Source organism: Fusicatenibacter saccharivorans, from assembly GCF_027667425.1.
In the GTDB taxonomy this organism is placed as follows: Bacteria; Bacillota; Clostridia; order Lachnospirales; family Lachnospiraceae; genus Fusicatenibacter; species Fusicatenibacter saccharivorans.
Window position 1 is genome coordinate 1 of record NZ_JAQEGR010000018.1, and the last position, 21198, is coordinate 21198.

General features: G+C 39.8%; 17 protein-coding genes. 3 read left to right on the plus strand and 14 right to left on the minus strand.

What is annotated here, in order from left to right; genetic code table 11:
* Nucleotides 1-1788, plus strand: a 1788-nt coding sequence (locus PGS38_RS14875) for a tetratricopeptide repeat protein (protein ID WP_270476395.1), incomplete at its 5' end; no start/stop codon positions are given.
* Between the two features lie 111 nt (nt 1789-1899).
* Here the strand turns inward: PGS38_RS14875 and PGS38_RS14880 are convergent.
* The 9 genes from PGS38_RS14880 to PGS38_RS14920 all read right to left on the minus strand — a co-directional run bounded on the left by PGS38_RS14880 (nt 1900) and on the right by PGS38_RS14920 (nt 11341).
* Nucleotides 1900-3090: an ABC-2 family transporter permease gene (locus PGS38_RS14880; RefSeq protein ID WP_118659482.1), complete on the minus strand. Its 1191-nt coding sequence runs from the start codon at nt 3088-3090 to the stop codon at nt 1900-1902.
* Nucleotides 3083-3967: an ABC transporter ATP-binding protein gene (locus PGS38_RS14885; RefSeq protein ID WP_005338319.1), complete on the minus strand. Its 885-nt coding sequence runs from the start codon at nt 3965-3967 to the stop codon at nt 3083-3085. The genes PGS38_RS14880 and PGS38_RS14885 overlap by 8 nt, the downstream gene beginning before the upstream one ends.
* The gene (locus tag PGS38_RS14890; RefSeq protein WP_270476397.1) at nt 3951-4730 is read right to left on the minus strand and encodes a hypothetical protein; all 780 of its coding nucleotides are present in this window, start codon (nt 4728-4730) and stop codon (nt 3951-3953) included. The genes PGS38_RS14885 and PGS38_RS14890 overlap by 17 nt, the downstream gene beginning before the upstream one ends.
* A complete protein-coding gene (locus PGS38_RS14895) occupies nt 4717-5256 on the minus strand; it encodes an RNA polymerase sigma factor (RefSeq protein ID WP_005348545.1) in 540 nt (179 codons plus the stop codon). Before PGS38_RS14895 ends, PGS38_RS14890 begins: the two co-directional genes overlap by 14 nt.
* Before the next feature lie 142 nt (nt 5257-5398).
* Nucleotides 5399-7948, minus strand: coding sequence for an ABC transporter permease (locus PGS38_RS14900; protein ID WP_117802492.1), 2550 nt, complete (start codon nt 7946-7948; stop codon nt 5399-5401).
* Between the two features lie 14 nt (nt 7949-7962).
* Nucleotides 7963-8643: an ABC transporter ATP-binding protein gene (locus PGS38_RS14905; RefSeq protein ID WP_055265588.1), complete on the minus strand. Its 681-nt coding sequence runs from the start codon at nt 8641-8643 to the stop codon at nt 7963-7965.
* 108 nt (nt 8644-8751) lie between these two features.
* Complete coding sequence (locus PGS38_RS14910) at nt 8752-9660, minus strand: sensor histidine kinase (protein WP_055265586.1); 909 nt, start codon at nt 9658-9660, stop codon at nt 8752-8754.
* Entirely contained in the window at nt 9657-10340 is a 684-nt protein-coding gene (locus tag PGS38_RS14915; RefSeq protein WP_055265584.1) for a response regulator transcription factor, read from the minus strand. Before PGS38_RS14915 ends, PGS38_RS14910 begins: the two co-directional genes overlap by 4 nt.
* Nucleotides 10341-10579: 239 nt before the next feature.
* Nucleotides 10580-11341: a helix-turn-helix domain-containing protein gene (locus PGS38_RS14920; RefSeq protein ID WP_055265582.1), complete on the minus strand. Its 762-nt coding sequence runs from the start codon at nt 11339-11341 to the stop codon at nt 10580-10582.
* Nucleotides 11342-11660: 319 nt separating this feature from the next.
* Between PGS38_RS14920 and PGS38_RS17860 the strand changes: the two genes are divergently transcribed.
* Both PGS38_RS17860 and PGS38_RS17865 read left to right on the plus strand, forming a co-directional pair.
* Nucleotides 11661-11867 carry a hypothetical protein gene (locus PGS38_RS17860; RefSeq protein WP_416388056.1) on the plus strand — a complete coding sequence of 69 codons (207 nt, stop codon included), beginning with the start codon at nt 11661-11663 and terminating at the stop codon, nt 11865-11867.
* Nucleotides 11864-12217, plus strand: coding sequence for a DUF4143 domain-containing protein (locus PGS38_RS17865; protein ID WP_055265580.1), 354 nt, complete (start codon nt 11864-11866; stop codon nt 12215-12217). The genes PGS38_RS17860 and PGS38_RS17865 overlap by 4 nt, the downstream gene beginning before the upstream one ends.
* Before the next feature lie 297 nt (nt 12218-12514).
* On the opposite strand, the gene PGS38_RS14930 is transcribed toward PGS38_RS17865, so the two are convergent.
* From PGS38_RS14930 to PGS38_RS14950, 5 genes are all read right to left on the minus strand, one after another.
* Entirely contained in the window at nt 12515-13534 is a 1020-nt protein-coding gene (locus PGS38_RS14930) for a virulence RhuM family protein (protein WP_055265578.1), read from the minus strand.
* Nucleotides 13535-13587: 53 nt separating this feature from the next.
* The gene (locus tag PGS38_RS14935) at nt 13588-16134 is read right to left on the minus strand and encodes an AAA domain-containing protein (RefSeq protein WP_158565961.1); all 2547 of its coding nucleotides are present in this window, start codon (nt 16132-16134) and stop codon (nt 13588-13590) included.
* 1195 nt (nt 16135-17329) lie between these two features.
* Nucleotides 17330-18742 (minus strand): 23S rRNA (uracil(1939)-C(5))-methyltransferase RlmD, encoded by a 1413-nt coding sequence (gene rlmD, locus PGS38_RS14940; RefSeq protein ID WP_270476398.1) that lies wholly within the window; start codon nt 18740-18742, stop codon nt 17330-17332.
* A gap of 19 nt (nt 18743-18761) precedes the next feature.
* The gene (locus tag PGS38_RS14945) at nt 18762-19592 is read right to left on the minus strand and encodes a deoxyribonuclease IV (protein ID WP_117509937.1); all 831 of its coding nucleotides are present in this window, start codon (nt 19590-19592) and stop codon (nt 18762-18764) included.
* A 60-nt stretch (nt 19593-19652) separates the two neighbouring features.
* Nucleotides 19653-21185 carry an ATP-binding protein gene (locus PGS38_RS14950; RefSeq protein ID WP_118640940.1) on the minus strand — a complete coding sequence of 511 codons (1533 nt, stop codon included), beginning with the start codon at nt 21183-21185 and terminating at the stop codon, nt 19653-19655.
* Nucleotides 21186-21198 lie beyond the last annotated feature (13 nt).

Genomic DNA, 21198 nt, shown 5'->3' on the forward strand with positions numbered 1-21198 from the left:
CCGAAACCATGCCGTCATTTTATCGGAAGAGATAAAGAACTGGAAGAATTATATACCATGCTTGAAGAAAACCGTCATGTTTTTCTTTGCGGAATTGCCGGTATTGGAAAAAGCGAACTTGCCAAAGCCTACGCAAAACATTACAAAGAGTATTACACTAACATTCTATATGTAGAATATACCGGCAATCTTCATCAGGATATTACTGACATGGATTTTATTGACGATCTGCCGGAAAGCACTGAACAGGAACGGTTTCAAAGACATAACCGTTTTCTGCGTTCCCTGAAATCTGATACTCTGTTGATCATAGATAATTTTAATGTCACTGCTACACAAGACAGCTTTCTGTCAGTAGTATTAAAATATCGCTGCCAGATTTTGTTTACAACCAGAAGCAGACTGGATGAATACTGTACTCTGCCATTAAAAGAAATATCAGATATGAACGCTCTCTTCCAACTGGCATCAGTATTTTATTCAGAGGCAGACACGTACCGGGCAACAGTTGAAAAAATCATCGAAACTGTTCACTCTCATACTTTTGCCGTGGAACTGGCAGCAAAACTTCTGGAAAATGGAATCTCGACTCCAGACCAGTTATTAACAAGACTTCAGGCGGAAAAAGCATCTTTCCATAACGAAGATAAAATTAAAATAATCAAAGATGGACAAAGCAGCAAAGCCACCTATTACAATCATATCCATACGCTGTTTTCTCTATACACTTTATCTCTTAAACAGCAGGATATCATGTGTAATCTATGCTTTCTTCCTTCCACCGGTATTTCTGCCCGTATATTTGCCAAATGGCTGGAACTGCCCACACTAAATGAAATCAACGATTTAATTGAGACTGGTTTCGTTCAGACAACAACACGTCGCACACTCTCTCTGCATCCGATGATTCAGGAAATCACTCTTTCAGAGACAAAACCATCTGTAAGTAGTTGCCACACATTGCTGGATTCTTTACAGCACATATGTTTAATGCATGGAATGGAAGTAGATTATTATAAAAAGCTATTTCAAACAATAGGAAATATCTTAGATCTGATTGAAAAAGATGATATGCCAAAGTATCTGCTTTTTTTGGAAAATGCATTTCCATACATGGATAACTATAACTATCACAAAGGTATGAAGGAAATCATTCAGGAACTGAAGGTACTGTTAAAGACAAAAAGCATTGGCACCGACTCTGACCGGGCGTTATTACTGGATTTTCAGGCAGCCCTTGAAACCCAACCTGAAAAAGCAATAAAACTGGAAAAAAATGCACTTGCCCAGATAGAAAATATCACTGCTGACAATGCTCGCCTCGTTTCTAACCTTCATGCCAATCTCGGAGGACTTTACCGCATGAACGGTTATCCCGATCCTGCAAGAGAACACATGGAAAAAAGCATCTCACTGCTTGACCAATTTAACCTGCTTCATATAAATGACAGCATACCTCAGATTGCCAATTATGCAATGTTCCTGACAGAACAGCAGGAACCCGAAAGAGGAATCTCCGAATTGCAAAAATTATCCGGTATCATCAAGGAATACCATTCCGATGAATGTCTGGATTATGCCAAAGTACAGGAAAACCTTGCAACCATTTATCTGATGACCGCCAATCTTTCACAAGCCAAAACACATTTTAAAAAAGCTTTCAAAATATATGAAAAGATCTGGGCTGATGAGCCTGAAATGATTGAAGCAAAATATCGGGAGATTCAGGAGTTATATCCACAGATTGGATTTTCCATTGGAAAAACTCTATCTGGTCTTTTAACATAATACGTGCAATTTAAGGCGGGCAACTTGCCCGCCTTAAATCTTTAAATTATGCTTTGATTTTTCCAGAAAATATTTTACTTACTTTGTTTTTCATGAGTATGAATACAATTTTTACTTATTTCCGTATCTGCGAAAACTCTTATAAATAAAAGGCAGTAAGGCTATTGCCATCACGGTATACATTACCATTACAAGCGGAATTTGTCGAAATACACAATTCCCAATCTGATAAATAAGTGGGACTTTTACACTTGCCTGTACATTTGTCAAAATTGTTGGTATCAAATTGAAAAGCGTTGTATACCCAGAAAGTGCCCGTCCTATAAATGGCAATAAGCAATATAAAAAGAACGGAATGCAAACAGCGACACTAATTGTATGCATTTTAGCCGCTACTAACATAGACACTGAAGCCGCCAGCATACTGGCTATAAATCCACATACAACTGTCAACAAATAGTATTGTCCATATGACATAATGTAAATACTATATGCCTGATACATTTGATAGGGTGTATTCATACCACTGGTTCCCATAATTCCAAAGCAAATCACACTAAGTAATATAATTCCCATACAATAAATCATAACTGTCGTAACTATTCCTGCCAGTATTTTTGTTTTAACAGCTTTTGTACGTCCATACTTTGTAGAGAAAAATACTGCATCTGCTTTTGTCTGAAAATCATCTGCAAATATTCCAGCACAAATAAAACCAACTATGATTGCCAGAATAATAGAATACGTTTCTACATACATAATCATAGTATCCCATGAACTATAAGATTCGTATTCTACTGGTAATTTTATTTCATTATATTTCCTTTCCAAGTATTTTTTCTGAACAGCAGTCTTTCCATATTCTTCTGCCACCTTTTTCATATTTTTATGATAAGTGTTATAGAACTCTTGTATATTTTCTTCTGTAATTTGATTCAGAACACTTTCATCATATTCTGCATCCGGTGTTAATACCGATATTATAAAACCCCTAATATCATCTATCGGTTGTAATGTCGTTCCGTAAATCGCATTTTCTTCTGAGGATTGTGTCACCGCATTTTTATTTTGTTCTATAACTTTTCCAAGTTCATCTTCTGTCAATGTACCTTTCCATGCTCGTCTGTTATCTGTAAGTTTTCTTGTTGCCATAATTCCAGTACTAGCATTTCCATTCTCATCCACATAGCGATTACTTGTAACTGCAAATCCGCTAAAAATGACAGCAAGTATCAATGCCAATCCGATTGCAAATACATTAATTTTCTTTGAAAAAATTCGTTTTAATTCTAATTTAAGCATCTTGTTTTTCCTCCGATTTTTCTCCAAAATAAAATAGAAATGCATCTTCCAGATTTTTTTCTACAGCCACAGCATCTTCTGTTGGCTTTTCTATTGAAATAATTCTAAGCTCTGCTCCGGTTTTTGTTGTTTTTATATTTCCAACCAAATATTCATTCATATATTTGTCTATCATACTTCTCGAAACATTACATTGCCATACCTTTTCTTTCATAGAAGATACTAAATCTTCCGCAGTACCTGCATAAAAAAGTTCTCCATCTTTCATTAACATAATGTTATTCGCAATGTACTCAATATCCGATACAATATGTGTAGACAAGAGCACCAAACGTTCTTCCGACAATTCACTAATTAAATTACGAAAACGTATTCTTTCATTCGGGTCTAATCCAGCGGTAGGTTCGTCCAGGACAAGAATTTGCGGATCGTTTAACATCGCCTGTGCTATTCCTACACGTCTAACCATTCCTCCAGACAAATTCTTCATTTTTCTTTTACTGAATTTTTCCATTCCTACTTGATTTAATAATTGCTTCACTTTTTTTCTGGCAAACGGCATTTTTAACCCTTTTATAGAAGAAATGTACATCATATAATCATATACGGTCAAATCTGGATAATATCCAAAATCCTGTGGTAAATATCCCAGAACTTCTCGGTATTCACCTCCTAGTTTCCATATATCTTTACCATTCCATAATATTTGTCCTTCTGATGGTTGAACAATCGTACAAAGCATACGCATTAATGTGGTCTTTCCTGCTCCATTTACTCCAAGCAGTCCATAAATTCCTTTTTCCATAACACAATTCACTTTATTAACAGCATTTACTTCTCCGTATTGTTTTGTTACATTTTTAAATTCTAATTTCATACGTGTAATCCTCCAAAATTTTTTCATCAAATACTAATGACTTCTGAACACAAAAAACAAAATATACAAAAGTCAATATCAGCATAGCCACCCATACCGGAGTTACAATTTTCTGATAAATAACATCATTTGCAACAATCATCATCCATAAACCAACCCATACCAGACAAGAAAGCACTGCTATATATTCTGATTTTTCCCATCTGCTGTACAATACACGAAAACATATACAACATGAAACATTTACCGGAAGCAAAAAATTAACCACCAAATCACTTAACGAGAGTATTGTTGTTTGATATGTAATTGCCAAAAACACCATAACGATCACCAGATCCACTACTCCAAACATTAACATTCTTGCTGTACAAATCTGACGCAGTGTGTAATAAGACGCCTGCTCAATCTCAATCGCACCATTTCTTCTGTTTTTCCAAATTTCCGGGATAACCAGAACCACAAATATTGTGGCAGATATTCCCATAATCCTCATCATATCTTTTATGTCTGACGTATAATTACTCAACCATATCCATAGACACATAAGAACACAACCTTGTAAAATCCACCATCTTTTTTTTATGAATTTTGTCTGCTCATACAAAAATTCAAAATAAGATGTTCTATGCGATTGTTTCGATAAAACCGACTCTGACAAAATATTCTGACATGCTTTTACTGTTTTGTTCTCTGCTTCAGCCCTTACATACTTTTCTTCAATCTCCTCTTTATATTCCTTTATTTGTTGCTTATAATTCTTCATCTTTTTTCACCTCCAACTCTTTCATTAAAAGTTCTTTTGCTCTTCCGATTCGATATTTTACAAGAGAAAGTTTGATATGAAGTAATTCTGCAATTTCTCTTTGCTTCAATTCCTGAAAAAAATATAAAACTGCCGTTTCTCTAATTTCTTCCGGTAACTTTCTCACTGCCTGTTCAATAGTTAATCGGACTCCTAGCTCTTCTACATGATTTTTACTACAGTCCTCTGATTTTAGCAGTTCCTCTGATGGAATATCTTTTTTCTTTTTGTAATAATTTTTAACGGTATTTCCGGCAATTGTATAAAGATAATTCTTAACTTTTCCATATTCTTTATATCTATATAAATTGGAAAAGAAACGTGTAAACACTTCTTGTGTCAAATCCTCTGCCTCATATGGATCATTGATATGTAGCAAACAATATTGATATATACTTGAGTAATATTTTTTGACCAGTTTTTCACACGCATCTTCATCTCCTGCTCTTGCTAGATGTACTAACAAAGAATCAGTTTTGTATTCCATTCGCAAATTTGCCTCCCTCTGTTTTCTAAATAATATAACAATCCTACTATAAAAAAAGTTAGGATTCTTTTGTTTTTATTTATATTTTTCTAAAAAGGCGCATGGATTCATCAAATCCATACGCCTAATTTACATATTGTTATTATTCTTTCCGAATCCTTTCAACAATGCTTTCCCGACTCATCTTTTCAAACTGATACTTTGGTATCACATACGCAATCCCAACCAAAATTGGAATCATAAGCACACATGGCACGATTGTAAGATGCAGCCGGAAGAAAAATGCCGTACCGAGCGTATTTACTAAAATCTGCTTTGCTCCAAATACAATTAGCAATACTGCAATCACAAATGCGCCTCCCAAATATAGGAATCCCTCAGTCACTAGCATTTTCGATACCTGTTTTTTCGTCATTCCCACAACTTCCAAAAGTGCCAGTTCTTTTTTTCTGCTGATTACAGAGGTTGCTGTTGTATTAAAGAAATTCATAATGCCAATAAAAGCTAAAATAACAACAAGAAAACTACCGATCATATAATATTTACTGACATACCGCTGAAAGCTCTCTTTCATGTCCAATACAGAAAACACGTTGATCATATCATTTTCTTTCAAAATATTTTTATCAATGTATTCTTTTATCTGCTTGTCCTCGCCCTTCTTTGCATCAATGGCAGCATACATGGCTGATTCATTTCCTGTCTGGGTGATATACTCCTCTTCGGGAACCAATACCGTGATATAGATACAGTCCGCATACGGATAATCCAATGCATATGGCATCAGTGCTTCTCCGATGACTTCGTAATCTTTTTGGTTTCCATTTTTGTAATCCATCTGAAAAATACCCCCAGTCTGATAATAAGAAACCGGACGCTCTGCATATTTATTACCATAATCTACAAGCACATAATTTCCGCTTTTAAATGTATCCCAAGAGCATTTTTCCCCTCTCCATTCTAATTTGTCAAACACCGACTCGCTGATTCCGAGAAAATGAACACTTACTGTATTGGAAGCCTTTGCCTCTTCCCAAACCTGTTTTTCATAATCGTTCCAGTTTTTTTCATATTTATCTGCGAATGCTTCCCATGTTTTCAGAAGTTCCGGCTCCATCTTGTGGGTTTCCTCAGAATAATACACATATCCTGTCTTAGCACTATCAGGACATTCGTCCAGAATCTCTTTGATTTCAGGTGTAATACCGTTGAAATTCGTATTTAACAAACTTCCCGTCATCTGATCCAGTTGAAAATCGGAAGCTAAAAGCACTTTTCGGTAAGAATCAAAATCATATCCCTGCACCAGCATCACGATACAGTTGACAACCACCATAGAAAGAGCGATAGAAAGCATAACAATCAATCCCTTTTTCCAATTTCGTAACACATTTTGAACTGCCATTCCCCACCAGGTTACAGAAGTATTCTTTTTTATTTTCCTATGTGACTGCTCTCCCTCTGCCAAACGCAGAGCTTCCACAGGAGATACCCTTTCCACCATTTTACAAGCCTGCAGACTAGAGAGATACACCGTTAAAAGTGTCAAAAGCGCTGCTGCAAGAAAAATCAAAGGATTTGCTGATACTACTGTCTGAGCAGTCTGTCCTGCCTGTGCACTAATTTCAGCATCTGCTGTCAAGGACGGAGCCATACAAAGACCTGCAAGATAACCACAAAGCAATCCGATTGGAATACCAATAGCTGATAATCTCCACGCCTGCATACGTACAATTTTTTTCAACTGCTTTCCCGTTGTTCCCACGTTCTTTAACAATCCGTAAGCCCGGATATCAGTTTTCACAGAAATGTTAAAGATATTATAAATAATCAGGTATCCAGCTAATATAACAAATAGAATCATTATAATTAAGGAAGAAAATGAAAATGAATCCTCTTCAAAGAGATTATATGCCGGATTGACTTCCATTCCTGTCCCAGCTCTCGTAAATCCCGCTGCTTTAGATATCTTTTCCGTTTTCTTTTCCAGATTCCAAAGGTTCTTGTACCAGAGAAAATACTCTTTTCCTCCATTGTAGATACCATTTTCTAATTCTTCCTGCGTAACGGGATAACGATTCTCCTTTGCATAGGCTTCGGATACCCAGACCATCTGACCTAAAACAGCTTTGTCTCCTTGCCAGAATCCACATATCTTAAACGTATCTGTCTTATATTGTTTCAGCATGGGATTTACTTCCCAGGTCAGCGTTACTTCTTCCCCAATCTTTGGTGTAACTCCCAGAGATTCCAATACCATGCTGCTAAGTGCTACTTCATTTTCTTTCTCCGGCAGTCTTCCTGTGGTTGGCAGACAATTAAAACTTTCTGCCGTATTTTCATCTGCATATCGGACCTCTACGGAAAAACCAAACCTTTCGTCCATTCCAGCTCCCAGAAAAATACCGGAACCATATCGCTTAACATCTTCACTCTGTTCGATTGTTTGCTGCAATCGCTTTGCATCTTCTTCTGACAGATTCTGTGCACTGGCATGGGCAGAATCCATAAACTGCTTAATTTCCGTTGCTCTTTTGGAAAGAATCATAGATACACTTCCCACAAAGAGACTTGTGAATAAAAGGGAAGTCAGAATGATTGCAATAACGGCAATAACATTCCTGGCGCGATTCATTTTCATAAAACGACTCGTTAATAATCGTAACGTCTCTTTATTCTCTACTTTTACCATAAAATCGCCCCCTGCTATACCACACCACTGTCTGAAACAATTTTTCCGTCTTCTATCTGTAAAATCCGGTCTGCCATCTGGGCAATCTCTTCATTATGGGTAATCATAACGATGGTTTGGTGAAAACGCTTACTGGTTACTTTCAGAAGCCCTAATACATCCTGACTTGTCTTCGAATCCAAATTTCCAGTCGGTTCGTCAGCGAGCAAAATGGCAGGTTTTGCAGCTAAAGCCCTCGCAATTGCCACTCTCTGCTGCTGTCCGCCGGATAGAGCACTTGGCAGATTTTCCAATTTTGTTCGAATACCAAGTGTATCAATGATTTCATCTACATATTTCTTTTCAATCTTTTTTCCATCCAGCTTCACGGGAAGAATAATATTCTCCCATACATTCAACATCGGAACCAGATTATACTGTTGAAATACGAAACCAATATTCCTGCGTCGGAAAATGGTAAGCTCTTCATCTGTCATATGGCTTAAGTTCTGTCCATCCACAATTACCTGCCCAGATGTTGGATTATCTAATCCTCCAATGATATGAAGCATCGTAGACTTTCCGCTCCCGGAAGTTCCAACAATCGCTACAAACTCCCCCTTTTCCACTTCTAAATTTACACCATCAAGGGCTTTGACTTCTGTTTCTCCTTGTCCATATATTTTTTGTAAATCTACCGTTTTTAATATATTCATGTCTTCCTCCCTGTCTTATATTTTAAAAAAGCCTGTATTGCTCTTTACAATACAGACTTTATCACAACAATGTCTCTATCCGGTTTCTGAAATATCACAGTTTTGATACTATTCCTTTTTTGATATCGGGAGAAACACAGAAAAGATAGAACCCTTTCCTCTCTCTGATGTCACTTTTATATACCCTTTTTGTGCCTGAATAATCTCTCTTGCAAGGAATAAGCCAATTCCTACTCCTGGCTGGTCTGCCACTGACAGACTCCGATAAAACCTTCCAAATATCTTTGGTATTTCTTCTTTTTCTATTCCAATGCCATCATCAATAATATCAATCTTTACAAAGAAAGAATTCTGCTCAGCTTTTACCTGAACATTTCCCCCACATGCTGTGTATTTAATCGCATTATCTACAATATTTCCGAGTGCCTCCACAGTCCATTTTGGATCACATAGAACATGCAAATCCGTGTCACATAGGCTCAGAGTAATATTCTTCTCCCTTGCTTTCACGCTAACCTGCTGCTGTATGGATTCAAGCATCTGTGTAATAGTAGTATCCTCCGAATGTACTGCGATAATTCCACTCTCCATCCGTGATAATTTGACCAATGATTGTATCAGGAAATCTAATTTCTCTGTCTGCTCCAAAATGGTATCTATCTCCTCCTGATTTTCATGATTTGTTTCAGAGAGTATTTCACCATAAATTTTCAAATTTGAAATAGGAGTCAACGTCTGATGCGCAATGTCGGAAATAAGTTTCTGTATCACTTCTTTTTGTTCCTGTTGGTTCTTTCTTGCCAGAAAGCTACTGTCTAAATGTTGTTTCATGCTGTTTTCAAGAGCAGAGTACTTTTCTTCTGATATTTCTGTCCGTTCCAGTTCTCCATCTATAGCACAATCCAGCATTTGCTGCAGCCGGTTCAAAAGCTTTTTTTCTTTCTGATAAAAAATGCTATGCCAGAAGATTCCACTTAAAACAAATATTCCTACAATCAATATAATTATTTCTATCATCCATTCACCGCCCAGGTATAACCAATTCCATAAACCGTTTTGATATATTTAGGCTTCTGCGTATCATCTTCTAATTTGTCTCTGAGACGTTTAACTGCAACAGTCAGAGCATGAGCATCCACAAACTCTGTATCTCCTTGCCATACCTCGTCAATCAGGTATTCTCGCTTCACTACTTTTCCTCTGTTTTCGCACAGCACTTTCAAGAGTTTTTGTTCTGTCTTACTCAGTTCAATAAGTTCTCCATTTTTGAAAAATTCCATTTTATCGAAATAGAACTCGAATCCATCAAACTCCATAGAATTCTTAACTACTGCATCTTTATTTCTAAGCTGCACAGACACTCTTGCACGCAAAACCATCAAACTAAACGGTTTCGTAATATAATCATTTGCCCCAGCGTCCAATCCTGTTACGATATCTACTTCCATGTTATTTACTGTAAGCAGGATAATCGGCACCTGACTGTTTTTCCTTATTTCTCTTACAAAATCAATCCCATTCCCATCCGGCAAGTTCACATCTAATAAAACCAATGTGATATCTTCCTTTTTCAAGATTTCTCTAGCCTCCTGCAAAGTCTGGCACTGATAAAAGAAATAGGAATCATTCTTCAATGCGAGACGTATTCCATCATTTAATTTTTTGTCATCTTCAACAATCAGTAAGTTTTCACTCATATTTTCTCTGCTTTCTTTCAAATTACGCTAATTGTATCATTGCCAGTTTTATAAATCAAATTATTAAATCAAAATCTCCGGCAGAAATTATCTTATAAACAGAAAAAAGCTCCCGAAGGGGCTTTCCACGTTTTAAATGTACACTAATTCTCTTAACACAACCTCTTCTGCATCATTCCATATTTCCCATGAAGAATGTTGTAAATTAGTACTATCCACAACAATAACAGGTAATTTAATTATTCGTATTTTTTCCCGATAATGTAAATCGAAACTACCATACCGCCTAATATCATAATTAGGAAAATTTTATTCAAAATATCCCATAAAGCTATATTGAAACAATTGATTATTATAATACCTGCAAGAGGATATAAAACAACTGTTGCAAGTATCCATATTTTTAAAGTTGTGCAGATATATATCCAATTTCCATTGTTAAAAGATAAACCAACTAGATGTATTCTAAAAATTCCTTGTGAAACATAATTTATCTTGTTGGCATCATAATATGTTGGTAATATGTCTTTTGCAAAGAAACAAAACCATGCACCAAATAAAAGCATTCCCCCGGTAACTAGCAATATATCCCTTTTCATCTCAGCTAACGAACTTCCAGATACAACTAACATAATAATTTCTGTAATAGATATAAAAAAACATAACAAATATGCTAATATCCAGTTTTTTCTATGCTGGTGAATAGAATCCCTAACAGCCATATCGAGAGAGCCTACTACCAATTCCTCGATTTCTTTTTTATCAATATTTTTCTGTGTATCTATTTTTTCTCCACGTAACAATTCTGTAACGGTAACATCTAATATATCAGCTATTGGTATGAGTAATACGACATTGGGCATACTAAGACCACGTTCCCATTTGCTAACTGTTTTATCTGATACATATAATTTTTCAGCCAAATCCTTTTGAGTTAAATTCTTTTCCTTTCTTAATTCGGTTACAAATAAACCGAATTTTTCATTACTAATCTGATACATATATCCACCTCCTGCACACATATTATAATGAGAGTGTACATAAATCAATCGACCAGCAGTAGAATTGCAGAATATTAGCACATAATTCATCAAATAATCTCCCCATCATGAGCTCGACCGTGCTATCCGCTGTGGAAATAATACCGATGCTTCTGTCTACAATGATAGAGGCATTCTCTTCTTGTAAAATACAAAAATTGTCAAATTTTAATAGTTTCTGCATTTCAGTGCATAAACTTAATTTTTTTCATGAGTTTATGTTTACTCTTTCCATGTTGATTTCAATTGCGATATTTATGTTACTGGTTCGAATGCTTATATGCTCTCCTCTGAATATGCTACCTATTTATCAGGCAGATGCGTAGAAATAAAGATGCTTCCATTGTCCTTCTCTGAATTTTTAACATTCCATGATTTTGAAATAAGAGAAACCAAAAGTGCGTTAGGTGGCACACGCAAGCAAGCATTTGATAAAACCGGCGAACACTATGAACTCCAAGCGCTCACACTGTTCAGGCCTATGTGAATGCGCTACTGGAAGCATACTTCTTCTATGACATCAAGAGATTTGATATTAAAGGAAAGGAATTCTTACGTACTCTTGGAAAGTATTACATCGTTGATATCGGACTTAGAAACTATCTGCTTGGATTCAGGGATCGTGATAGCGGACATGCAATAGAAAATGTTGTTTACTTTGAACTGCTACGTAGAGACTATGATGTCTCTATTGGTAAAGTGGATAATTCCGAAGTGGATTTTATCGCAACAAAAGTAGATGACAAACTTTATGTTCAGGTCACAGAGTCCATGTATATCAATACACCGGTACCGGTGGCGAGGAAAAAACTATCAAACATCCGCTGTATCGACTGATTCACGATGAACCAAATCCGGAAATGCTAACATCTAATCCACAGCCTAAACCCTACCGCAATTTTCCGGCCATCCACTTTTTCTCCAATCAGACCAAAAAGTAGATATGTTTCCATATAATAAAACCGAGCTTTCCGCAAGGCTTCTCTGATGATACCAACCTTACAAAAAGCTCGGAAATACGCTACTTTTCAGTACTTGATTTTATTTTCTTGACAGCAAACAGACCGTCTCGACATACTCATCATTGTCCAAACTCGTATTTTTACCAACTTCTAAAAATCTCTTTTATGAAAATTAATTCTTACTGTTTTTCTTTACTGTACTGTGAATATTTTTAATGCTTTCCAAATATTCTTCTTCAACCGGCGATAAGTTCTGCACCTGATATTTCCGATATTCTTCTGTTGCTTTTTCAATTGCCTGTGCATGACTAATCGTTCCGGCTCCTTGCAACACTTTTTCACCTGTAGTTTTCAAAACATTATCAAGGTGTTCCACATAATCTTCCATATGCATGGGATTGTGACGCATAGCTTGAATCTCCGCAAAATCAAAATATCCCGATACAATATTATTTAGGATCTTTAACTCTTCATCATTGAGATAATTTTTGGCAATACTGATATCTTTCAATACAGGAAAATCACCAGAAAAACTTTTTAATCCCATAAAAGGCTGACTGGCGTCCGCACGCTCGTATATAACTTCTGCTGCTGTATGTCCATGTGCTGCATAGTGTAATTTATTTTGTACCATTTTAAAAAATGCAATGGATTCACTACTCTTGGGATCATAATCAACACTTGTTGCATAAAGGTCAAGTACCTGTCGGTACATCACTTTTTCAGATGAGCGAATATCCCGAATACGGTCTAATAACTCTTTCCAATAATTACCCCCACCCAGATTTTTTAGCCGTTCATCATCCATTGTAAAGCCTTTTATCATGTACTCTTTTAATCGTTCAGCAGCCCACCGACGGAAATTTGTAGCAATCTTGGATTTCACTCTATATCCAAGAGAAATAATCATATCAAGATTATAATGAATTGTATTATAGTTTTTTCCATCAGCTGCAGTTGTTCGGAATTTCCGAACAACTGACTCTTCATCCAATTCTTCCTCTTCAAAAATATGCTTGATATGCTCGCTGATATTAGATTTACTTGTCTGATACAACTCACATAATTGTGCCTGTGTAAGCCAAACGGTCTCGTCTTCAAATTTAACGTCAATTTTTGTATATCCATCTTCCGTTTGATATATGATGATTTCACTCCCAATAATATTAGGATTGTCTCTTTGATCCTCCATCTTTTACCCCTCCCTTTACCGTTCCATTAAATTCCCGATAACCTCTCTCTTAATTAAACATCTATCTTCACCTCTGTAGCAAATAGTTTCTTATTCCCTTCTCCTGGAATAAAAGATATTTTTTTACCCTTTTGAATCACTTCTATTGCACTCTCTGTCTTAGAATAAATACTTTCGGTAATGGAATATTCTTTTCCATCAGCACCAACTACATAGGCATAAAAACTTTCTGTTCCCTTTCCAACATATTTGACCGTTCCTGTAATGCGTCTAAAATCCGCATCAATAATGAGTGTCCGTGTCTCGTCAACCTGCATGCGCAACTCATTCTTGTGTGCATGATCATCCACAAGATACTGATTTTTATATTCTCTGATAATCCGATCCGTATCTGTTGCAACATCACACCCAAGCCCAAGATACAATTTCCTATCACTAATAATATAAAACTCCTCTTTGGCCCTCGTCGCCGCAACATTCATTATGTTCGCTTCGGTTACTGCCCAGCGTGCCGCTCCGCTGCTCTGCCTGTCGGCACCGAGTACAAAAAATACGATTGGAGCCTCTTTCCCCTGAAACGTATGGACAGTTCCGACATTTGTCGGTTTTCCCTGTTCATCATATCGGGTAAAGTGAATTTTCCGTAATTTCTGAGAAAGCTGATATGCCACATTGGAAAACGGTGTAATTACATAAACCACATCTTTTTCTTTTTTATCTAAGATTTTCGGATTTTTATCTATCATCTCCTTGAGCTTATGCAAAAGGAATTCTCCCTGTTCCTCGACATATTTATTGTTCGCCATTCCACCAACATCAAACCAGTCTGCTTTTCCGTACTTTTCCATTCCCTGCACCATAAATCCGTCATAGGAAATCATGTTCGAAATTGTAAACATCGGATACCGACATCTTCTATGCACCCATAGCGGAATTCCAACCCATGAATCCTCCGCCTTGTCCTGTTTTCGATAAAACCCGTACTGACTTGCCGCATCTGCTAAAATCTGTGCGGATGCAGATGCAGATAAATATTTTTCTGTCACTCCAAAATGCTCCCCCAACATATATAGGGTATTAGAATCCAACGTAAGAACCGGTTTAATCTGCAACGGATCACCGACCACCATTACATGCCTGCTGCGATAGATTGCACCGACAGCCGCCTGTGGCAGCGCCTGTCCTGCTTCATCGATAAAAAGATGCCCCAGTGTCTCAGCTCCAAGATTTTTGCACATACGCGAAAAACTGGCAAACGTAGAACTAATCACCGGAATTGTCATATTAATCCAGTTCCATGCCGCCTCAATCACATGCTTTCGATCCAAATACTTCTCCTGCTGATCCCAGACGATAATGGCCGCCTTTACATTTTTTCTGTTCTCATAAAGAAATTGTTTTCGAACACGTAATGCCATAACAAACAATTTTGACTGTGCGACACGATACGCTTCGTCAAACCACGGGTTTGATATCTGTAAATCTTCATACTCCTGATTCATATTCAGCGGTTCTGTCTTACTGTCGTTTTTTATATTTTCATATTCGCGGACTCTTTTCTCCAAATTTGAAATTTTACCTGTTTCAACCGTCTTCCAACTGTTAAACTCCTGCTTAAGCTTCTCCTGTTTTTCATTACTTTTACTCAGCCTTGTTTGCCGCAAATGAATATTTTCATTAATTTTTTTCTCCTGTTCCCTGCATTCTATATCTTCATCATTTAATTTTACTAACTGATCCGTAATCTCATTTAATCTGCTCCTATATTCCTCTTTCTTTTTCTTTCCCGCAAAGAAGCAAGGACGTTGCTCCTTGTGTACTTGAAGGCACTGGTTCATACTGTCCATATTTTTTCGGACAGCTTCTGCCCTGTTTTGTACCTCTTTCAAACTGAGATGTAACTGTTCCAACTGCTGCCCGCATTCCTGTTTATTTTCTGCAAGCTTCTTAAGTTCTACGCACAATTCATGCTCTTTCTTCTCTAATTTTTCTTGATAGCTGCCACGAACCTGTTCCATCTTTTGAGTATATTCCTGATACATCCGAACGCTATCTGCAAATTCCTGCCTTTTTGTTCGAATCGCTTTTACTTCCTCATAATGACTCAGAAATTGTTTATATATACCTTGATTCGGCAGATAATCTTCTTCCAAATATTTGTGGATATGCTTCATATTCGTGAGGATATTGCTCATATTATTCGCTTTTCCACCTTCAAGTGAAAATACTCCCCAAAACTTTTCTTCTCCCGGAACAGATTCTTTTACCAGTTCCTCTCTTTTCTTCCCGTTCTCATCTTCCAACCACTCTACCGACACCTTCGCATTCGATATCTCACAAAAATAGTCCGCTTCTTTCAGTTCATCGATTAGAAAATTGTCAATCTCCTTACTCAACGGAAGTTCGTTCACAATGTTTTGAACCGCACCATTATTCGAACTTGCAACCACGATATTATTTTCGATAATATGTTCCGGGATCTCTCCAATCGATGCATGATTAAAATAAATTGTTTTCTCTGTTCCTTTGATAAAATGGTCCGAAAGTTTCGCAATACTATACGCCTGCTGTACCACTAACTGCGCAAATATGTCCTTCAAAAGCGTCGTTTTTCCGGTTCCAGGCGGACCGTTGACACTTCTCATCTGATTGTTGTCAAAGCCGATGGATAAGTTTACCGCAACTTGCTGCATCAGAGAAAGCGCATATGTCGTATTGCTTGGAAACCTTCCCAGGGGATAATTCTTCGGCTGCAGAATTTGTTCAAACAGATGCGGATGAAAATTCACTGAATCTTTTTTGCTGTCAAGGTTCATGCGTTCCTTTTTATTTCCATACAAATAAGCATTCAAATTAACCGTTTCGATTTTTTTTGCTTTTTCCAGATCATCGATGAAAAAAGAATGCAGATTCGTCGCTTCAGTCTCGATATTTCCCAGAATCTTCATCCGGCAATTTATTATATCAACCTCATGTTGCAGGAGTTCCTTTTGCATCGCAGCATTAAACTTCGCCGAATCCCCTGCTGTCTCATCAAAATCCTGAGCAAGCTGATTTTTAAAATCTTTCTCAAATTCCCGAAACTCTTTCTCATAGGGAACTTTTTTGAATTTCCGTATGTAAGCACTTTCTGTAAAGAATGTCATATCCTCCAGAAAATTAAGATTCTTATCGAAATACAGCGCGAAACTGAACTTGTCTCCGAAACGAATATCCTCATCCGTCGATTCCAAGCCATACTCTGCATGAAGTATGTCCACAACTTCCTGAAATTTAAAAATATCAAAATAGACAACGACTCCTCCTTTTTGCCGTCGATTCCATTTCTTTTTCTCAATTTTATGCAGAAACAGAGAATAGAAATCCTGTTCCTGCAAATCATTCAGAGTGAGAATAGCCTTATCATTCAAACCGATGTCTCCCTCCGATAAATGTTCCACCATTATCCATGATTCTAAAATCTTATTTTTTTCTATCATTTATGAACAAAACTCCTTCGTATCTGTTTGAACTCTCTATCTATCTTCCGATACGTATTCACGTTTCTTCAAATGTAAAATTATGTCCCACTAACCAAAACTAACAAAGGGACTTAAAGAACCAAGTCAAAGAAAAAGGATTCTTCTATTTCTACGATATCGTCATATCATCCGAAAATGTTCCAGTGCCTCCCTTATAGCCGCTTCTTTCCCTGGCGGACACTTCGGCTGTCTAGAGTTTTCCAATTTTGACAGGTTATAATTTGCCCTCTCAATAATGCCGCATTTCTGCTTCACCTGTGCGATATACAAGTTGCTAACTTTCAATCCGCTTTGCTTCAGAAACATAATCCTTGACTTCCGCATAGATCGCTTTACTCTCCGCCGCCATCAAATCAAGCTCATCCATCTCTAATTCCACATTGATATGCTTCAACTTATTTGATTTAAGTTTGGAAAGCAACACGATACTTTCCACATGCTCCGACCACGCGAACATATCATACCCCCATGCCTCTTCTGCCTTATATCCATGTTTCGTCAGATACCGCAGGTCTCTCGCCAATGTCTCCGGATTGCAGGAGACGTAGACCACTTTTTTCGGTGAAAGGGTTACGACAGAGGACAGAAAGGCTTCATCACTGCCGGCTCTTGGCGGGTCCATGAAGACGACGTCGGCTTTTTCGCCTTTTTCAGCCATGGAGACCATGAAGGCGCCGGCGTCGTTCTGGTAGAAGGAGACGTTTTTGATTTGGTTTCGTTTGGCGTTTGTTACGGCATCGCGGACGGCGTCCGGGTTCAGTTCGACGCTGATGACTTCTCTGGCATCGCGGGATGCGATGAGGCCGATGGTTCCGATTCCGCAGTAGGCGTCCATGACGCGTTCGTTTCCGGTGAGGCCGGCCAGGGAGATGGCTTTTTCGTACAGGTTTTTCGTCTGAACCGGGTTGACCTGGTAGAAGGACTGCGGGGAGATGCGGAAGGTGCAACCGCAGAGTTCATCCTCGATGTAACCGCGTCCGAAGAGGACAATGTCGCGTTTTCCGAGTACCATGCTGTCGGTGCGGTCGTTGACGTTCAGTACGATCGTGGTGATCTCCGGGTGGAGTTTGCGCAGGGCCTTTACGAAGTTGTTTTTTGACGGGAAGACTGGTGATACGCAGACGAGGACGACCATGATCTCGCCGGAAGCAAAGCCGGTGCGCACCATGACGTGGCGCAGGAGGCCGTAGCCGCTGTCCTCGTTGTAGATCATGATTTTGAAGCTCTTCAGCAGACTGCGGATATCGCGGATGATGGCATCGGCACGCTGATCCTCGAGCAGGCACTCATCGACCGGAACCACTTTGTGTGTGCCCTTTTCATAAATGCCGGATATGATCGTTCCGTCTTTTTTGCGTGCAAAGGCGGAATTGACTTTATTCCGGTAATGATAAGGATTTTCCATGCCAACCATGCCTTTGACCGGGACGATGCCCTTCAGAGTCTTCTTCAGGAACTGCTCTTTTTTCGCGAGCTGCTCTTCGTAGGAGAGGTTCAGATATGTGCATCCGCCGCATTTTTTCTGATAAGGACATTTCGACGATGATGAACTCTTTTTCTGCTTTCCTTTTTCCGGTGCCACGCTCTTTGTTTTCTCGATACGAACAGCTTTCTTTTTATTTTCCCTGTCGAAATACGTCTTTTTTCTTCCGTCAGATCTTTTATTCTTCTCTCTCGTGTTTTCCACTTTCTCTTACCTTCTTCCTCTATTTCGCAAACCCGCGCAGCAGCGCGATCTCTTTTGCATATCCGTCCAGCTCATTCGGTGTTTCCAGATAGAACGGCAGTCCCGCCAGCGCCGGATGTGTCACAATCCGCTCAAATGCCGCAAGTCCCAGCGATCCCTCGCCGATCTTCTCATGGCGGTCCTTATGGCTCTCAAACGGATTCTTGCTGTCGTTCAGATGAACCGCTTTCAGCTTCGAAAGTCCTACCACGCGGTCGAACCTCTCAAGCACATCATCGAGGTGATCCACAATATCGTATCCCGCATCGTACACATGGCACGTATCCAGGCAGACACCCATGTGGTCTTTTAATTCCACGCGCTCCAGAATCGCCGCCAGCTCCTCAAACGAGCGGCCGACTTCGGTTCCTTTTCCTGCCATCGTCTCGAGCAGCACCGTGGTCGTCTGCTCCGGTTTTAAAATTTCATTCAGCATCTCCGAAATCAGACGGATTCCCTCTTCCGCCCCCTGTCCGGTATGGCTGCCCGGGTGGAAATTGTAGCAGTTTCCCGGCGTATACTCCATCCGTTTCAGATCATCCGCCATCGTCATCCATGCAAACTCTCTCGTGTGCGCATCCTTCGAGCACGGATTCAGCGTGTACGGCGCATGTGCCAAAATGCGCTCGATTCCATGCTCCTTACTGTAAGAAAGAAACGCTGCGACATCCGCCTCGTCGATGGCTTTCGCCTTGCTTCCTCTCGGGTTTCTTGTAAAAAACTGAAAGGTATTCGCCCCGATGGACACCGCCTCTTTTCCCATGGCAAGATATCCTTTGGACGATGATAAATGACATCCTATTGTCAGCATAACTTTTATTCTCCTTTATTTCCAAACCACAACTCACCGATTCTCTGCGAGCCGCATTACTTAAAGCACAATTTTCCGGTACGGAATTCCCATCTCCGAGAGTGCTTCCTCCTCCCGCTTCTGACACGTAAAGAGCAGCACCTGCGTCCGGTTTTCCGCCAGCCATTTCAAAGTTTCTTTCAGCCGGTTTTCATCGTAAAACGCAAACGATTCATCGAGAATCACCGGCAGCTCCTCCTCGCCGCAGAGCACATCCATCGCCGCCATGCGGAGCGCAAAGTACGCCTGCTCGATCGTGCCGCGGCTGACCTGTTCAAGCGGCACATATTCGTCTGCGGTGTGAAGGCCGATCCGCAGATTCTCATCCATATTCACCTGCAGATAGCGGCCATTCGTCAGCGATGACAGCGTTTTTGACATCTGCTGTTTTAAGCGGTCGCCGATCCGGCTCTGCATCTGTACGGAGAGACTCTGGATCGTCTCCCCCGCCAGGGAAAGCGCATCGAGTTCTTCCTGCAGATGATCTTTTTCCGTCATGAAAATGCAGAGCTCTTCGTATTCACTCTGCAGGTTCGACAGCACCGTCTGTTTCTGCCCCAGCTCCTGCTTCAGGCGGTCCACATTCCACTGCTGGCGGCGGATCGCCTGCTCCTCCGGCTCCGTCACGACCTGCTCGACCTCCGTTTTCCGGTGACGGAACAGACTGTACGCCAGATACAAGAGCGCCGCAATCGCAAGCCCGAGTCCCGTTCTCGTCAGCAGCGAATCAATATGGAAGAACTGCAGAATGCATAAGAACAAGAGAAATCCAGCCAGCGCCACGCACGCGGCACCCCATTTGCGGCTCTTCCGAGATTCTTTTTTCATCTTCCGCACCCGTTCGATCGGCACATCCTTCTGATAAATATCCCGCTTCATCTGCTCTTTCGCCTGCTGCAGATTCTCCTCGCTCTGACGGCACTCCTCCGTAAAAACGGAAATTTTCGTCTCAAGTTCTTCCTTCCGTTTTTCCAGTCCCGCCAGCGTCTTTTTCTGTTCCTGCTCTAGGCGCTTTCTCTTCTGCTTCAGCAGATCCAGCGCCGCCGCCACATCGAGCTCTCCATCGCTGCTCCCCTGGTAATTTGCCATATAGTTCCGCAGCTCATCCGCAAGCCCTTCCTCGGTTCTTCCTTTTAACTGCCCGATCGAAGCCGTATTATCATACACAATCTCACTGACACCGCCGAGCAGCATGGAAAGATCGCCGTCCTCCACGGAGAGCACCTCGCCGTCCGTCAGGCACACCAGCTTTGCATTGGCGTTCTGCCGCCCGAAATTCCGGGTCAGACGGAACCGTTTGCCGCCGCTTTCAAGCACCATCTCTCCCGCATAGTATGCCGGATTTTCCCATGGCTCATAACGACTGTAGACATCATTTTTTGCCGCCCGCCCCCGGCCGCGTGTCATGCCGAACAGCATGCTGCGGATGAAGGTATGGACGGTCGATTTTCCGCTCTCATTTTCCCCGCTGATGAGCTGAATCCCATCGGAAAATTCCAGCGTGCGGTTCTGCATTTTTCCAAAATTGCGGATTTCCAGTTTTTCTATTTTCATCTTCTATACCTCC

Bases quoted from the DNA above. Each gene is read 5' to 3' on its own strand.
- PGS38_RS14880 (WP_118659482.1), bottom strand. From the start codon at position 3,090: ATGCTTAAATTAGAATTAAAACGAATTTTTTCAAAGAAAATTAATGTA.
- PGS38_RS14885 (WP_005338319.1), bottom strand. From the start codon at position 3,967: ATGAAATTAGAATTTAAAAATGTAACAAAACAATACGGAGAAGTAAAT.
- PGS38_RS14890 (WP_270476397.1), bottom strand. From the start codon at position 4,730: ATGAAGAATTATAAGCAACAAATAAAGGAATATAAAGAGGAGATTGAA.
- PGS38_RS14895 (WP_005348545.1), bottom strand. From the start codon at position 5,256: ATGGAATACAAAACTGATTCTTTGTTAGTACATCTAGCAAGAGCAGGA.
- PGS38_RS14900 (WP_117802492.1), bottom strand. From the start codon at position 7,948: ATGGTAAAAGTAGAGAATAAAGAGACGTTACGATTATTAACGAGTCGT.
- PGS38_RS14905 (WP_055265588.1), bottom strand. From the start codon at position 8,643: ATGAATATATTAAAAACGGTAGATTTACAAAAAATATATGGACAAGGA.
- PGS38_RS14910 (WP_055265586.1), bottom strand. From the start codon at position 9,660: ATGATAGAAATAATTATATTGATTGTAGGAATATTTGTTTTAAGTGGA.
- PGS38_RS14915 (WP_055265584.1), bottom strand. From the start codon at position 10,340: ATGAGTGAAAACTTACTGATTGTTGAAGATGACAAAAAATTAAATGAT.
- PGS38_RS14920 (WP_055265582.1), bottom strand. From the start codon at position 11,341: ATGTATCAGATTAGTAATGAAAAATTCGGTTTATTTGTAACCGAATTA.
- PGS38_RS17860 (WP_416388056.1), top strand. From the start codon at position 11,661: ATGCTCTCCTCTGAATATGCTACCTATTTATCAGGCAGATGCGTAGAA.
- PGS38_RS14930 (WP_055265578.1), bottom strand. From the start codon at position 13,534: ATGGAGGATCAAAGAGACAATCCTAATATTATTGGGAGTGAAATCATC.
- PGS38_RS14945 (WP_117509937.1), bottom strand. From the start codon at position 19,592: ATGCTGACAATAGGATGTCATTTATCATCGTCCAAAGGATATCTTGCC.
- PGS38_RS14950 (WP_118640940.1), bottom strand. From the start codon at position 21,185: ATGAAAATAGAAAAACTGGAAATCCGCAATTTTGGAAAAATGCAGAAC.